Annotated in this window: 16 protein-coding genes; 14 read left to right on the top strand and 2 right to left on the bottom strand. The window is 67.2% G+C overall.

Annotated features, from left to right (window positions below):
• Window positions 1-13 precede the first annotated feature (13 nt).
• Both VA613_RS14880 and VA613_RS14875 read right to left on the bottom strand, forming a co-directional pair.
• Window positions 14-1,171 (bottom strand): M48 family metalloprotease, encoded by a 1,158-nt coding sequence (locus VA613_RS14880; protein WP_324779802.1) that lies wholly within the window; start codon window positions 1,169-1,171, stop codon window positions 14-16.
• On the bottom strand, window positions 1,168-1,881 hold the full coding sequence (locus VA613_RS14875; RefSeq protein ID WP_324779801.1) for a hypothetical protein: 714 nt from the start codon (window positions 1,879-1,881) through the stop codon (window positions 1,168-1,170). The genes VA613_RS14880 and VA613_RS14875 overlap by 4 nt, the downstream gene beginning before the upstream one ends.
• Window positions 1,882-1,911: 30 nt before the next feature.
• Between VA613_RS14875 and pxpB the strand changes: the two genes are divergently transcribed.
• From pxpB to atpA, 14 genes are all read left to right on the top strand, one after another.
• On the top strand, window positions 1,912-2,562 hold the full coding sequence (gene pxpB, locus VA613_RS14870; protein WP_324779800.1) for a 5-oxoprolinase subunit PxpB: 651 nt from the start codon (window positions 1,912-1,914) through the stop codon (window positions 2,560-2,562).
• On the top strand, window positions 2,559-3,470 hold the full coding sequence (locus VA613_RS14865; protein WP_324779799.1) for a 5-oxoprolinase subunit C family protein: 912 nt from the start codon (window positions 2,559-2,561) through the stop codon (window positions 3,468-3,470). The genes pxpB and VA613_RS14865 overlap by 4 nt, the downstream gene beginning before the upstream one ends.
• Window positions 3,467-4,177, top strand: coding sequence for a 5-oxoprolinase subunit PxpA (pxpA, locus tag VA613_RS14860; RefSeq protein WP_324779798.1), 711 nt, complete (start codon window positions 3,467-3,469; stop codon window positions 4,175-4,177). The genes VA613_RS14865 and pxpA overlap by 4 nt, the downstream gene beginning before the upstream one ends.
• A 65-nt stretch (window positions 4,178-4,242) precedes the next feature.
• Window positions 4,243-6,144, top strand: coding sequence for an ATP-binding cassette domain-containing protein (locus VA613_RS14855; RefSeq protein ID WP_324779797.1), 1,902 nt, complete (start codon window positions 4,243-4,245; stop codon window positions 6,142-6,144).
• 60 nt (window positions 6,145-6,204) lie between these two features.
• Entirely contained in the window at window positions 6,205-8,103 is a 1,899-nt protein-coding gene (gene mnmG, locus VA613_RS14850) for a tRNA uridine-5-carboxymethylaminomethyl(34) synthesis enzyme MnmG (protein WP_324779796.1), read from the top strand.
• Window positions 8,100-8,726, top strand: coding sequence for a 16S rRNA (guanine(527)-N(7))-methyltransferase RsmG (rsmG, locus tag VA613_RS14845; protein ID WP_324779795.1), 627 nt, complete (start codon window positions 8,100-8,102; stop codon window positions 8,724-8,726). The genes mnmG and rsmG overlap by 4 nt, the downstream gene beginning before the upstream one ends.
• A gap of 34 nt (window positions 8,727-8,760) precedes the next feature.
• Window positions 8,761-9,558 (top strand): ParA family protein, encoded by a 798-nt coding sequence (locus tag VA613_RS14840; protein WP_324779794.1) that lies wholly within the window; start codon window positions 8,761-8,763, stop codon window positions 9,556-9,558.
• A complete protein-coding gene (locus tag VA613_RS14835; RefSeq protein ID WP_324779793.1) occupies window positions 9,545-10,399 on the top strand; it encodes a ParB/RepB/Spo0J family partition protein in 855 nt (284 codons plus the stop codon). Before VA613_RS14840 ends, VA613_RS14835 begins: the two co-directional genes overlap by 14 nt.
• Before the next feature lie 127 nt (window positions 10,400-10,526).
• A complete protein-coding gene (locus VA613_RS14830) occupies window positions 10,527-10,928 on the top strand; it encodes a hypothetical protein (protein WP_324779792.1) in 402 nt (133 codons plus the stop codon).
• A gap of 56 nt (window positions 10,929-10,984) precedes the next feature.
• Entirely contained in the window at window positions 10,985-11,827 is an 843-nt protein-coding gene (gene atpB / locus VA613_RS14825; protein ID WP_324779791.1) for a F0F1 ATP synthase subunit A, read from the top strand.
• A gap of 79 nt (window positions 11,828-11,906) precedes the next feature.
• Window positions 11,907-12,146: a F0F1 ATP synthase subunit C gene (gene atpE / locus VA613_RS14820; protein WP_018509318.1), complete on the top strand. Its 240-nt coding sequence runs from the start codon at window positions 11,907-11,909 to the stop codon at window positions 12,144-12,146.
• 52 nt (window positions 12,147-12,198) lie between these two features.
• Window positions 12,199-12,669 carry a F0F1 ATP synthase subunit B gene (locus tag VA613_RS14815; RefSeq protein ID WP_324779790.1) on the top strand — a complete coding sequence of 157 codons (471 nt, stop codon included), beginning with the start codon at window positions 12,199-12,201 and terminating at the stop codon, window positions 12,667-12,669.
• 2 nt (window positions 12,670-12,671) lie between these two features.
• Window positions 12,672-13,208 (top strand): F0F1 ATP synthase subunit delta, encoded by a 537-nt coding sequence (locus VA613_RS14810; RefSeq protein WP_324779789.1) that lies wholly within the window; start codon window positions 12,672-12,674, stop codon window positions 13,206-13,208.
• 45 nt (window positions 13,209-13,253) lie between these two features.
• Window positions 13,254-14,795 (top strand): F0F1 ATP synthase subunit alpha, encoded by a 1,542-nt coding sequence (gene atpA, locus VA613_RS14805; protein WP_324779788.1) that lies wholly within the window; start codon window positions 13,254-13,256, stop codon window positions 14,793-14,795.
• The last annotated feature ends 23 nt before the right edge of the window (window positions 14,796-14,818 follow it).

Here is a 14,818-nt window from a genome sequence, read left to right as displayed (position 1 = left end):
CGGTGTTCAGCGGTCAGGGCGAGGCCGGCTGCGGATCGGCAGCCGGCGGCGTGGCCGGGGAATTCAGATAGTACTCGACGTAGGGCCGGTCCGCGGCATCCGGCGCGAGTTCGAGATAGCGGCGCAGCAGGGTCGCGGCGCGCGCCGCATCGCCGCGCTTCAGGCAGAGCAGGCCGAGGGCGCGATACGGCGGGGCGAACTTCGGCAGGGTCTGCAGCATGCGGCTGAATTCGCGTTCGGCGGCATCGAGGTCGCCCGCGCCACCGCATTGGCGGTAGGCCTCGCCCAGGTAATAGCCGGCCTCGGGCGGATAGTCGCCGCGATGCGCCGGATCGGCCAGCACGAGGATGACCTGCCGGCAGCGGTATGCCGCCAGGTCGGCTTCCAGCGACCGGAGGCGCATGGACGACGTCGCCGCGAGGAAGCGCTCGCGGCCGGTTTCGCCGCCGTTGCTGTCGCGCGCCAGCTGCGTGAAGCTGTCGATGCGCTCCTGCAGCTTCGGGTGGCTGGCAAAAAAGAAGGGTTCCTTGATGTCGGCGGCCTTGAGTTCGGCTTGCAGGTGCTCGAAGGTGCGGATGGCCTCGCGCGGCGAATAGCCCGCAGCGACGAGGCGCTGGTAGCCGACGACGTCGGCTTCCCGCTCCTGCTCGCGCGAGTAGCCGAACATCGACGACAGCGCGACCAGGTCACCGACCAGCGGCACGCCGAGCATCGCGACGACCTGTGCGAAGGCGGCGGCGTTGCGGACCTGCTCGGCCTGCTGCAGCGAATGGCGGTGGACGAAGTGCGCGCCTTCGTGGGCCAGCACGGTGGCAAGCTGGGCCTCGTTTTCGAAGCGGGCCACCAGCCCCGTATTCACGTACACGCTTCCGTTCGGCAGGGCGAACGCATTGATCTGCTGCGCATCCAGCAGGCGGACCGTGAGGCGCGCCTTGAAATCCGGATAGAGCCGGTCCATGATGCGCTGAGCATAGGCCGTCAGCGCTGGATCGGAATCGATCTTGCCGGCGCGCTCCAGTGCGTGGTCGAATTCGTCGGCCTCCTGCCACAGGCCCTTTTCGTCCGGAGCGAGCGAGCGCGTATCGGCCGCCGTGGCCCACGGCATCACGCCGCCGGCCTGCGCCGGGGCGGCCAGGGCGCAGCAGAGCAGAATGGCCGGCAGGCGCCTCATCGTGCGTGCGGATAGGTCTGGAACAGCGCGCGCATCAGGTCGTCGACGTCGGCCGGGTTGCGCGAGTCCATGCGGGCGCTGGCGTCGAAGCTCATCCACTGCACGTCGCCGGTCCTGAGATCGACGATGCCGGACGTGATGAAGGACTGCCCGAGCGGCATGACGATGCCGAGCAGCAGGCCGGCGGCAAAGGCCGCCTTGCGGCCGCCGGAGGAGATGTAGTCCGAACCCAGCACGATCAGGGCGGCGTCCGCGCCGCTGCGGTCGCGGAGGAAGGCGAGGCCCGGCCCGACGGTGTAGTCGAATTCGTTCTTCTTGTGCGCCCAGGCGGCCTGCTCGCCGCGGCCGTAAACGAAAACCGACTGCGCGACGCGCTCGTACAGGCCGATGTGTGCCTCGAGCGTATCGCGCTCGGAAGGCGGCAGCGCCGGGGCCGGCAGCAGTTCGAACAGGCCGGCCTCGCGGGCTTGCCGGGTGGCGGCTGCCGCCAGATTTTCGCGCGCGGTCGCTTCCCAGTCGGCCTTGCGCGTCGGGACGCCACCGGCCGAGAGCTCGTAGACGAAGATCTGTGGCGGCAGCAGCACGATCTTCCTGGGGCGGACCGTGGCGTCGCGCACGAGCGCCGGGCTGACGGCGCTGAGGGCGGCAAGCGCCGGCGTTGCCGTTAAACTGATTGCGATCAGTACGCCACCGACAATCCGCCGCATCATTAGTGACACTCGAAAGAGGGACTTTACCCTATGGGAAAGCATACAGCGGGTCAAGCGCATGGCGAAGTGCGATGGCGCTGGGTCGGCGAACGGGGTGTGCAGGTGGCGACCGGGGGGGCGACGCTGGCTCGCTACGAGTCGCTCATTTCCATGAATTTGACGGATGTTGAGGATATCATTCCGGCAGATGACAGCATCTTGGTGATACTGAAGCGGGCTGCTGCGGTGCCGCGCGAACTCGAAGCGGCGTTGACCGAGGCATTGCCGGAACCGGACGGCGGGACGGGCCGTCGGAGCGTTCATGAGCTGGTGGTCGAATATGGCGGCCCGGACGGGCCCGATCTCGCGGAGCTCGCGGAGCGGGCCGGGATGACGATCGCTGCCTATGTCGAATGCCACGCCGCGGCCGAATACACCGTGGCGTTCCTCGGCTTCCAGCCGGGGTTTCCCTATCTGCGCGGCTTGCCGGCCGAGCTGCATGCGGAACGACGCGCTTCGCCGCGCCAGCGGGTCGCACCGGGCAGCGTGGCAATCGGCGGAACCTACGCGGGCATCTATCCTGCGGGCGGCCCGGGCGGGTGGCACGTCGTCGGGCGCACGGCGGCGACCCTGTTCGATCCGCGGCGCGACGAACCGTGCCTGCTGATGCCTGGCGACCGGGTGCGCTTCGTTCCGGCATGATCGAAGTCCTGCAAGCGGGTCTGTGCGACCTCGTGATGGATCTTGGGCGTCCCGGCCGCGGCGCGCTCGGCGTGCCCGCCGGCGGCGCGGCGGACCCGGCGGCGTTGGCGGCCGCGAACCATCTGGTCGGCAACGACGGAGACGCCGCCGGGCTGGAAGTCACGCTGGCCGGGCCGCGGCTGCGCTTCCCGTTCGGAGGCGTGGTGGCGCTGTCCGGTGCGCGCTTTGGCGCCCGCCGCAGCAACGGCACGCCGGTCAACTGGAACGAAACGCTGGTGCTGGCTCCGGAGGAGACGCTGACGCTGGAGCGGGCGGCATCCGGCTGCCGCTGCTGGCTGGCGCTGCGCGGCGGGCTTGCGGTGGAAGCGGTGATGGGCAGCCGCAGCACCTTTCTCCCCGCGGGGTTTGGGGGCAAGGAGGGGCGCGCGCTGCGGGCCGGGGACGTGCTCCGCAGCGGGGTGCCGGTACGCGAGGTGCGGCTCCTGCGGGCGGAGCCGCCGGACGACGGCTCGAGCCCGTGTTTGCGCGTGGTGGCGGGGCCGCAGGCGGCGCACTTCGACGACGCTGGATTGGCCACATTCTTTGGTGGAGCGTTCCGGGTCGACCCGGCGTCGGACCGGCGCGGGCTGCGCTTGCGCGGTGCGCCCGTCGCGCATCGCCCCGGCAGCTTGCCGTCGCAGGGTGTGTTGCCCGGGGCGATCCAGGTACCCCCGGACAGCCAGCCCATCATCCTTGGCTGGGACGGGCCCGTGACGGGCGGCTACCCGGTGATCGCCACGGTGATCACCGCGGACCTGCCGCGATTGGCGCAGCTGAGGCCGGGAGACACGGTGCGGTTCGAGACGCTCGAGGTCGAGGCCGCGCGCAAGCTCGCGGCGCGCCCATGGACGATCCGGGAGCTGGCGTGATCGATCTCAACGCGGACATCGGCGAAGGGTACGACGACCGTGCGCTGATGCCGTTCGTGGCGCGCGTGTCCATCGCCTGCGGCGGGCATGCGGGTGACGCCGCCAGCATGGCGGCCGCCCTGCGGCTCGCGCTCGAGCACGGCGTCGCGGTGGGTGCCCATCCCGGCTATCCCGATCGCGAAGGCTTCGGTCGGCGGGCCTTGGCGGCCTCGGCAACCGTCATTCGCGCATGGGTGGCCGAGCAGACCGAGGCGCTTGCGGAGGCGGCCGCGCGCCTCGGGGCGCAGCTGGCGCACGTGAAGCCGCACGGCGCGCTCTACAACGTGGCGGCCCGCGACCCAGAGGTCGCGGAGGCCGTGGCGCGGGCGGTCGCGAGCGTCGACACGACGCTGGAGCTGGTCGGCCTGTCGGGATCCACGCTGCTTGCGGCGGGGAAGGCGTGTGGGCTGGCGGTTCTGCACGAGGCCTTCGTCGATCGTCGCTATCAGGCCGACGGCCGGCTCGTTTCACGTGAAACGCCCGGCGCGGTGGTGACGGATCCGGCCGCCGCCGCCCGGCAGGCGCGCGCGCTGGCATCCGGCGAACCGGTCGGCACGCTCGGCGGCCGTGTCCTGGTGATCCGGGCCGACACGCTCTGCCTGCACAGCGACACGCCAAATGCATTAAATGTGGCCCGGGCCGTACACGCCGCGCTCAATCGCGGATAATCGCGCGCTCACCGCTCACCGCTCACCGCTCACCGCTCACCGCTCACCGCTCACCGCTCACCGCCATGCCCCTTCTCACCTTCGACCGCCTGGAACTGGCCTACGGACACCACCCGCTGCTCGACGGGGCTTCGCTCGTCATCGAGGCGGGCGAGCGTATCGGCCTGATCGGCCGCAACGGCACCGGCAAGTCGAGCCTGCTGAAGATCATCGCGGGCGAGAGCGCCCCGGACGCGGGCGAGGTATGGCGGTCACCCGCCCTGCGCCTGGCGTACGTGCCCCAGGAGCCGCAATTCCAGCCCGGCCACAGCGTATTCGAGGCCGTGGCCGAGGGCGTCGGGGCCGCGCAGCGCCTGTTGGCGGATTATCACGCGGCGGCGCACGCGATCGCTGAAGGTGATGAAGCGGCATTCGCCGAACTCGAGCGCCTGTCGCACGAGCTGGAGGCCGCCGACGCGTGGCGCCTGAACAATCGCGTCGAAGAGACCTTGCAGCGGCTGGGGCTGGATCCTGATGCGACGGTGGAAACCCTGTCCGGCGGCCTCAAGAAGCGGGTGGCGCTGGGCCGGGCGCTGGTCGCCGAACCCGAACTGCTGCTGCTTGACGAGCCGACCAACCATCTGGATTTTGCGGCGATCGAATGGCTGGAAGCGCTTCTCAACGACTATCGCGGTGCGCTGCTGTTCATCACGCACGACCGGCGCTTCCTCGACAACGTCGCCAACCGCATCGTCGAGCTCGACCGCGGCCAGTTGCGCGAATACCCGGGAAATTTCAGCGCCTACCAGGTCAAGAAGGCCGAGCAGCTGGAGGTCGAGGCGGTCCACAACCGCAAGTTCGACAAGTTCTGGAAGCAGGAGGAGGCGTGGATCCGCAAGGGTATCGAGGCGCGCCGCACCCGCAACGAGGGGCGGGTGCGGCGGCTCGAGCAGCTGCGGCGCGTTCGCGAGGCGCGCGTCGCGCACCAGGGTCAGGTCGGCTTCCGGCTCGACGCCGGCGAGCGCTCGGGCAAGGTCGTCGCCGAGCTCGAACACGTCGCCTACGGCTACGACGGCCGGACGCTGATCCGCGACTTCTCGACGACGATCCTGCGCGGCGACAAGCTCGGCCTGCTCGGCCCCAACGGCGCCGGCAAGACGACGCTGATTCGCCTGATACTCGGGGAGCTGAAGCCGCAGGCGGGCTGGATCAAGCAAGGCACGAAGCTCGAGGTGGCCTATTTCGACCAGTTTCGCAACCAGCTGAATGACGAGGCGACGCTGATCGACACGATTTCGCCCGGCTCGGACTACGTCGAGATCGGCGGGCAGAAAAAGCACGTCATCAGCTATCTCGAGGACTTTCTCTTTCCGGCCGAGCGCGCCCGCGCCAAGGTGTCGGCGCTCTCCGGCGGCGAGCGCAACCGGCTGCTGCTGGCGCGGCTGTTCGCGCGGCCGGCGAACCTGCTGGTGCTGGACGAACCGACCAACGACCTCGATATCGACACGCTGGAGCTGCTCGAGCAGCTGCTGCAGGACTATGCAGGAACCGTCATCATCGTTTCGCACGATCGCGCCTTCCTCGACAACGTCGTGACCCAGTCCATCGTGTTCGAAGGCGAGGGGCGGCTGACCGAGATCGTCGGCGGTTATGCCGACTGGCTGGCGTGGCGGCAGCGACGCGAGACCGAGGCGGCCAAGCCCGCACCAAAATCCGCGGCCAAGCCGGCGCCTGCACGCGCGTCGACGCCGAAGGCCGGGCTGAGCTACAAGGAGGGGCGCGAGCTGGAAGCGCTGCCGGCGCGGATCGAGGCGCTGGAGGCCGAGCAGGCCGCGATAGCGGAAAAACTGTCCGATCCGGCGCTGTACCAGGCCGACCCGCAGGCCGCGACGGCGCTGCACGCCCGCGCCGAGGCCATCGAGGTGGAGCTGCTCGATGCGCTGACGCGCTGGGAGGCGCTCGAAGCCAAGCAGGCGGCCGGCGCCTGAGTGGGTTCCACGTGAAACAATCCACGTGAAACGAAGCCCCGCAGCGGGTAAAATGCCGCCATGAAATTCCCCGATTCCTTCGATGTCGTCGTCGTCGGCGGCGGCCACGCCGGCACCGAGGCTGCGCTGGCGGCCGCGCGCATGGGCGTGAAGACGCTGCTGCTGACGCACAACATCGAGACGCTGGGCGCGATGTCGTGCAATCCGTCGATCGGCGGCATCGGCAAGGGGCATCTGGTCAAGGAGGTCGACGCGCTCGGTGGCGCGATGGCGCTGGCGACCGACGAGGCGGGGATCCAGTTCCGCACGCTCAATTCGTCGAAGGGGCCGGCGGTACGCGCCACCCGTGCGCAGGCCGACCGCATGCTGTACAAGGCGGCGATCCGCCAGCGCTTGGAGAACCAGCCCAATCTCACGATCTTCCAGCAGGCGGTCGACGACCTGCTGCTCGACGGCGGCCGCGTCGCCGGCGTGAGGACCCAGCTCGGCATCGTGTTCGACGCCCGCGCGGTGGTGCTCACCGCCGGCACCTTCCTTGCCGGCCTGGTGCACGTCGGGCTGGAGAACTTCCAGGCCGGGCGCATGGGCGACCCGCCCGCGGTGTCGCTCGCCGCACGCCTGCGCGAACTCAAGCTGCCGGCCGGGCGGCTCAAGACCGGTACGCCGCCGCGCATCGACGGCCGCAGCATCGACTACGGCCAGACCCAGCTGCAGCCCGGCGACGATCCCGCGCCGGTATTCTCCTTCATGGGCGACGCCGCGATGCATCCCGAGCAGCGCCCGTGCTGGATTACGCATACGACCGAGCAGACGCATGAAATCATCCGCGGCGGCCTCGACCGCTCGCCGATGTACACCGGCGTCATCGAAGGGGTAGGGCCGCGCTACTGCCCGTCGATCGAGGACAAGATCACCCGCTTCGCCGACAAGGCTTCGCACCAGATCTTCCTCGAACCCGAGGGGCTGACGACCCACGAAATCTATCCGAACGGCATCTCGACCTCGCTGCCGTTCGACGTGCAGCTCGCCATCGTGCGCTCGATCCCCGGCATGGAACACGCGCACATCCTGCGCCCCGGCTACGCCATCGAGTACGACTACTACGATCCGCGCAACCTCAAGGCGTCGCTCGAAACCAAGTCGATCACGGGGCTCTTCTTCGCCGGCCAGATCAACGGCACCACGGGTTATGAAGAAGCCGCCGCGCAGGGCTTGCTCGCCGGCATCAACGCGGGGCTGCAGGTGCAAGGCAAGGAAGCATGGAGTCCGGGCCGCCACGAGGCCTATCTGGGCGTGCTGGTCGACGACCTCATCACCCGCGGTGTCTCCGAGCCCTACCGCATGTTCACCAGCCGTGCCGAATACCGCCTGCAGCTGCGCGAGGACAACGCCGACATGCGCCTGACCGAAACCGGCCGCCAGCTCGGCGTGGTCGACGACGCGCGCTGGGACGCGTTCAACCGCAAACGCGATGAAGTCGCGCGCGAGACCGAGCGCCTGAAGTCGACCTGGGTCAACCCGGCGATCCTGCCGGCCGACGCGGCGACGCGCCTGGTCGGCCAGCCGATCGAGCGCGAATACAGCCTGTTCGACCTGCTGCGCCGGCCGACGCTTTCCTATGCGCAGGTGCTCGCGTTGCCGGGCGGCGGGGTAGGGGTCGGCGATGCGCGCGTCGCCGAGCAGGTCGAAATCGCCGCCAAGTATCAGGGCTACATCGACCGCCAGAACGAGGAAGTCGAGAAGCACCGCGAGCAGGAAAGCCTGCGCCTGCCGGCCGACCTCGACTACACGCAGCTGACCGCGCTGTCGATGGAGGTGCGCCAGCGCCTGCAGAAGGCGCGCCCCGAGACGCTCGGCCAGGCGGCGCGCCTGCAAGGCATCACCCCGGCGGCGATCTCGGTGCTGCTGGTGTATGCCAAGCGCGGCTTCAAACCTGACGAACAGAAAAAAAGCGCATGAGCGTCGAACATCAACTCAAGGCGGGGATCGCCGCCCTCGGCCTCAGCTTGCCCGCAGGCGCCGAAGCCAAATTGCTGGCCTATCTTGCGCTGCTCGACAAGTGGAACCGCGTGTACAACCTCACCGCGGTGCGTGACGCCGAGCGCATGGTGAGCCATCACCTGCTCGATTCACTGGCGGCGGTGCCGTATTTTCAGGGCGAAACCGTTTTGGACGTCGGCAGCGGCGGCGGCCTGCCGGGGATTCCGCTGGCGATCGCGCGGCCCGAACTGCGGGTGACGCTGATCGACAGCATCGCCAAGAAGACCGCCTTCTTGCTGCAGGCCAAGGCGGAGCTGGGCCTGTCCAATCTTGCCGTGGTGACGGGGCGCGTCGAGGATTACAAGCCGGAAAGCGGATTCGATGTCATCACCTCGCGCGCATTTTCCGACCTCAAGGAATTCGTCAGCCTGACGCGCCATCTGCTCAATCCGGGCGGCCGCTGGTTCGCGATGAAGGGCCTGTACCCTGACGAGGAGATCGCCACGTTGCCGCTTGACGTGAAAGTGAGCGCTGACCACGCGCTCGCCGTGCCAGGGCTCGAGGCGAGCCGCCATTTGATCGTTCTGGAGACCGTTCGATGACCATCCGCGATGCCACCGGCCGCGAGGAGGCAAGATGACGAAGATCATCGCCATTGCCAACCAGAAAGGCGGCGTCGGCAAGACGACGACGGCGGTCAATCTCGCCGCCAGCCTCGCCGAGCTCGGCCAGCGCGTGCTGCTTGCAGACCTCGACCCGCAGGGCAACGCGACCATGGGCGCGGGGATCGAAAAGCGCACCGCGCTGCCGACGGTCTACCAGATCCTGCTCAACCAGGTCACGGTGCGCGACGCGCGCATGCGCTCGGAACCCGGCCACTTCGACGTCATCCCGGCGAACCGGGAGCTTGCCGGCGCGGAAATCGACCTGGTCAACCTCGAGCAGCGCGACCTGCGCCTCAAGGTGGCGCTGGCGCAGGTCGCCGACGACTATGACTTCATCCTGATGGACTGCCCGCCGACGCTGAACCTGCTCACGGTCAACGCGTTCGCCGCCGCGCAGTCGGTGCTGATCCCGATGCAGTGCGAGTACTACGCGCTGGAAGGCTTGACTGATCTGGTCGCCACCATCAAGAAGGTCAAGCAGCGGCTGAATCCGTCGATCCAGATCGAAGGCCTGTTGCGCGTGATGTTCGACCCGCGCAGCACGCTGGCGCAGCAGGTGTCCGACCAGTTGAAGGCCCACTTCGGCGACAAGGTGTACGACACCGTGATTCCTCGCAACGTGCGACTCGCGGAGGCGCCGAGCCACGGCATGCCGGTGCTGGCCTACGACCGCCAGTGCAAGGGGGCGAAGGCATACATGGATCTGGCCGGGGAAACGCTCAGGCGTGCCGGCCCCACTGCAAGAGAGGAACAACATGGCCAAGCCTAAGGGACTCGGGCGCGGGCTCGACGCGTTGCTCGGCGGGGAAGACAGCGCCGCGCCGCCGCAGGGCGATTTGCGCATGATGCCCGTGTCGCAGCTGGCGCCGGGCAAGTACCAGCCGCGTACCCAGATGGACAGCGAGTCGCTGCAGGAACTCGCCGACTCGATCCGCGCGCAGGGCCTGATGCAGCCGATCCTCGCGCGCGAGACCGCCGGCGGCTACGAGATCATCGCCGGCGAGCGGCGCTGGCGCGCCGCGCAGCTGGCGGGCCTGTCCGACGTGCCGGTGCTGGTCCGCGAGGTCGCGGACGATGCGGTTGCGGCGATGGCGCTGATCGAAAACATCCAGCGCGAGGACCTCAACGCGATCGACGAGGCGCACGGCCTGCAGCGCCTGATCCAGGAATTCGGCATGACCCACGATGCGGTGGCGCAGGCGGTCGGCAAGTCGCGTGCGGCGGTGTCCAACCTGCTGCGCCTGCTGAACCTGTCGCGGCCGGTGCAGGACATGCTCACCGCCGGGCTCATCGAGATGGGGCATGCGCGCGCGTTGCTGCCGCTGCATGCCAACCAGCAGCGCGAACTGGCGCACGAGATCGAGACGAAGGGGCTGTCGGTACGCGAAGTCGAACGCCGCGTCGCCCGCCTGAAGGAAGGCACCCCGCCCGCCCCCGCGAAGCGCACCGTGTCGCGCGATCTCCTGCGCCTGGAGGAGGCGCTCTCCGACGCCCTCGGCATGACGGCGCGCGTGCAGACCGGCACCAAGGGGGCCGGCAAGCTGACGCTTAGTTTCGCCAGTGCCGAGGAGCTGGAAGGCCTGCTGCTGCGGCTCGGCATCCAGCTCTGATTTTTCTGCCGCGTGGCCTTGCCGGCCACGTTTTTTTCGCTATACAACATCACTACATAGTGAAATTCGTCATCAAGCAGCTTGATGATTGCATAGACCTCACTAATTCAAGTATCATAATCGGCTAATGTTCAGCGGCATCCATACGGGCACCCGCAGGGTCGCCATGGCGCAGGCTGGCTTTGCGCCCCTCGCGGCTCTGATTGCAGGAGCGGTCGCCGGCGGCGGAGTGGCCCTCGCCGTGCTCTACGGGGCGGTCGTCGCGCTGGCGGTCAGCCTGGTGCTCGTGTGGCGCGAGACGCAGTCCCTGCGGCATCCCGAATGGGACCAGCATCGGCTGTTCAAGCTGTTCATTCGCACGGCGATCGAGCGTCTCGGTGTGCTCGTCGCCCTGCTTGTCTTGGGCCTTGGTGTGCTTGGTCTGATGCCCTTGCCGCTGCTACTGGGGCTGTTGCTCGCGCAGTTTGCCTGGCTGGTGGCGGCGAAGGGGCGCAACGGGGCCGCCGGCTCTACGACAGGTCGGTTTTGAATGGGGGCGCACGGCACGTCCATCCAAAACCCACTTATCCTGAAAATTTGATCACTATGGCTTCGGAATACGCATCCTCCGGCGAGTACATCAAGCATCACCTGCAGAACCTCACGTATGGCAAGCTTCCGGACGGCAACTGGGGCTTCGCCCACAGCGCCGCCGACGTCAAGGCCATGGGCTTCTGGTCGATCAACCTGGACAGCATGGTGTTTTCCATCGCCCTTGGTCTGATCTTCCTGTTCCTCTTCCGCATGGCAGCCAGGAAAGCCACCGCGGGCGTGCCCACCGGGCTTCAAAACTTCGTTGAGTGGATCATCGAGTTCGTCGATGGTTCCGTGCGCGGCTCGTTCTCGCACCAGAACCCCCTGGTCGCGCCGCTCGCGCTGACCGTGTTCATGTGGGTATTCCTGATGAACCTGATGGACCTCCTCCCGGTCGACTGGATGCCGTTTGTGGCGGGCGCGGCAGGCGTGGGCCATCTGCGGATCGTCCCGTCGACCGATCCCAACGTCACCTTCGGCCTCTCGCTGTCGATCTTCTTCCTGGTGCTGTTCTATAGCGTGAAGATGAAGGGTGCCGGCGGCTTCTTCGCCGAACTGGCCTTCCAGCCCTTTCCCAAATTCCTGTTCCCGGTGAACCTGCTGCTCGAGGGCGTGGGCCTGATCGCCAAGCCGATCTCCCTGTCCCTGCGACTCTTCGGCAACATGTACGCCGGCGAGATGATCTTCATCCTGATCGCCCTGATGTTCGGCGGCGGCTGGGCGCTCGCCGTGTTCGGCGGCGCGTTGCAGTGGGCATGGGCTGTGTTCCACATCCTCATCATCACGCTGCAGGCCTTCATCTTCATGACGCTGACCATCGTGTATCTGGATATGGCGCACGCCGAGCATCACTAACAAGCTGGGCATCACCGATTTCGCAGTATCAATTCTGGTTACTTGTTTTCAACTTTGATTTTTTAATTAGGAGCAACAAATGGAAATGACTCAAGCCGTGCTGTACATCGCTGGTGCCCTGATGATGGGTCTGGGCGCACTCGGTGCAGCCGTTGGCATCGGTATTCTCGGTGGCCGCTTCCTCGAAGGCGCCGCCCGCCAGCCCGAGCTGATCCCGATGCTGCGCACCCAGTTCTTCATCGTGATGGGTCTGGTCGACGCCGTGCCGATGATCGCCGTCGGTCTGGCTATGTACGTTCTGTTCGCCGTTGCCGGTTGATTCGCGGGTTGATTCGGAACCTCTCTAACCCCCGTCATTAAAAGGTGCGGATATGAACTTCAACGCAACTTTGATCGGCCAGTCCATCACGTTCATCCTCTTCGTGTGGTTCTGCATGAAGTTCGTGTGGCCGCCGATCATGAACGCGCTCGAGACGCGCAAGAAGCAGATCGCCGACGGCCTTGCCGCCGCCGACCGCGGCAAGCACGAACTGGAACTCGCCGCCAAGGCGGCCGGCGACCATCTGCGTGATGCCAAGTCGCAGGCCGCCGAGGTGATTGCTCAGGCCGAAAAGCGTGCAGCGCAGATCATCGAGGAAGCCAAGAACGCCGCCAAGCAGGAAGGCGAGCGCCAGCTCGCCGCGGCGCAGGCGAACATCGAGCAGGAAGCCAACCGCGCACGCGAAGGCCTGCGCGAGCAGGTGGCGGCGCTGGCCGTGGCCGGTGCAGCGAAGATCCTGCGCCGCGAAGTCAACGCGCAGACCCACGCTGACCTCCTGAGCCAGCTGAAAGCCGAGCTGTAATCATGAGCGAACTGTCTACCCTGGCACGCCCCTACGCCGAAGCGGCCTTCCGCCTCGCGCAGGGTGAAGGCGATCTTGCCGGCTGGTCCTCGCGCATCGCCACCCTTGCGACCATCGTTTCCGATGAGCAGGTGGCGCGTCTGATCGCCGATCCGGCCGTATCGGCCGCTCGCGTCGCCGACCTCGTCATCGAGGTCGCCGGCAGCGCGCTCGGCGAGCGCGGCGCCAACTTCGTCAAGGTGCTGGCCGAGAACGACCGCCTCATGCTGCTGCCGGAAATCGCGGTGCAGTTCGAGACGCTCAAGGCCGATGCCGAAGGCACCCTCGAAGCCACCATCACCAGCGCACAGGAACTGACGCAGACGCAGATCGACGATCTGGTCGCCGGCCTCAAGGCCAAGTTCAACCGCGCGGTGCACGTGCAGGTCGCGATCGACCCCGAGCTGATCGGCGGTGCCGTGATCACGATCGGCGACCAGGTGATCGACGGTTCGGTCAAGGGCCGGCTGCAGCGCATGGCGTTCGCCCTGCAAGGCTAATCGAGTACACCCATTTATCGGAACCTCACGGTTCGGAGAACAGAAATGCAATTGAATCCAAGCGAAATCAGCGAACTGATTAAAGCCAAGATCGAGAACCTGGGCGCCTCCAGCGAACTGCGCACCCAGGGCACGATCGTGTCCGTCACCGACGGCATCGTCCGCATTCACGGTTTGTCCGACGTGATGTCGGGTGAAATGATCGAGATGCCGGGCAACACCTTCGGCGTCGCGCTGAACCTCGAGCGCGACTCCGTCGGTGCCGTGGTCCTGGGCGACTACGAGCACATCAAGGAAGGCGACGTCGCCAAGTGCACCGGCCGCATCCTCGAAGTGCCGGTCGGACGCGCGCTGCTGGGCCGCGTCGTCAATGCGCTGGGCCAGCCGATCGACGGCAAGGGCCCCGTCGCCGCCGACAAGACCATGCCGATCGAGCGCATCGCCCCCGGCGTCATTGACCGCAAATCGGTCGACCAGCCGGTGCAGACCGGCCTCAAGTCGATCGACGCCATGGTGCCCGTCGGCCGCGGCCAGCGCGAACTGATCATCGGCGACCGCCAGACCGGCAAGACCGCCGTCGCGATCGACGCCATCATCAACCAGAAGGGCACCGGCGTGAAATGTATCTACGTCGCCGTGGGCCAGAAGGCATCCTCGATCGCCAACGTGGTGCGCAAGCTCGAAGAGCATGGCGCCATGGACCACACCATCGTGGTCGCCGCGACCGCGTCCGACGCCGCCGCGATGCAGTACATCGCCCCCTACTCGGGCTGCACCATGGGCGAATTCTTCCGCGACAATGGTGAGGATGCCCTGATCATTTACGACGATCTGACCAAGCAGGCCTGGGCCTACCGCCAGGTCTCCCTGCTGCTGCGCCGTCCGCCGGGCCGCGAAGCCTACCCGGGCGACGTGTTCTACCTGCACTCGCGTCTGCTCGAGCGCGCTGCGCGCGTCAACGCCGACTACGTCGAGAAGCTCACCGGCGGTGCCGTCAAGGGCAAGACCGGTTCGCTGACCGCACTGCCGATCATCGAAACGCAGGCCGGCGACGTGTCCGCGTTCGTGCCGACCAACGTGATCTCGATCACCGACGGCCAGATCTTCCTCGAGACCGACCTCTTCAACGCCGGCATCCGTCCCGCGATCAACGCCGGCCTGTCGGTGTCCCGCGTAGGTGGTGCCGCGCAGACCAAGGTCATCAAGAAGCTCGGCGGCGGCGTGCGCCTGGCGCTGGCGCAGTACCGCGAACTCGCGGCCTTCGCCCAGTTCGCCTCCGACCTCGACGAAGCCACCCGCAAGCAGCTCGAGCGCGGACGTCGCGTGACCGAACTGATGAAGCAGGCCCAGTACTCGCCGATGTCGGTCTCCGAAATGGCGCTGACCCTGTTCGCCGTCAACAAGGGCTACATGGACGACGTCGAAGTCGGCAAGATCCTCGCGTTCGAAGCGGCGCTGCAGGCCTTCGTGAAATCCAAATACGCCGCCATCATGGACGCCGTGGAAGCCAGCGGCAACCTCGACGACGCGAACGAGAAGGCCCTCACCGCTGCGGTCGAAGAGTTCAAGAAAACCGGCGTCTATTGATAGACCGCGCTGATTAGGAGCCA

This window comes from Thiobacillus sp. SCUT-2, from assembly GCF_035621355.1.
In the GTDB taxonomy this organism is placed as follows: Bacteria; Pseudomonadota; Gammaproteobacteria; order Burkholderiales; family Thiobacillaceae; genus Thiobacillus; species Thiobacillus sedimenti.
Note: the sequence above shows the minus strand (reverse complement) of the source record. Positions and strands in the feature narration are given on the sequence as shown.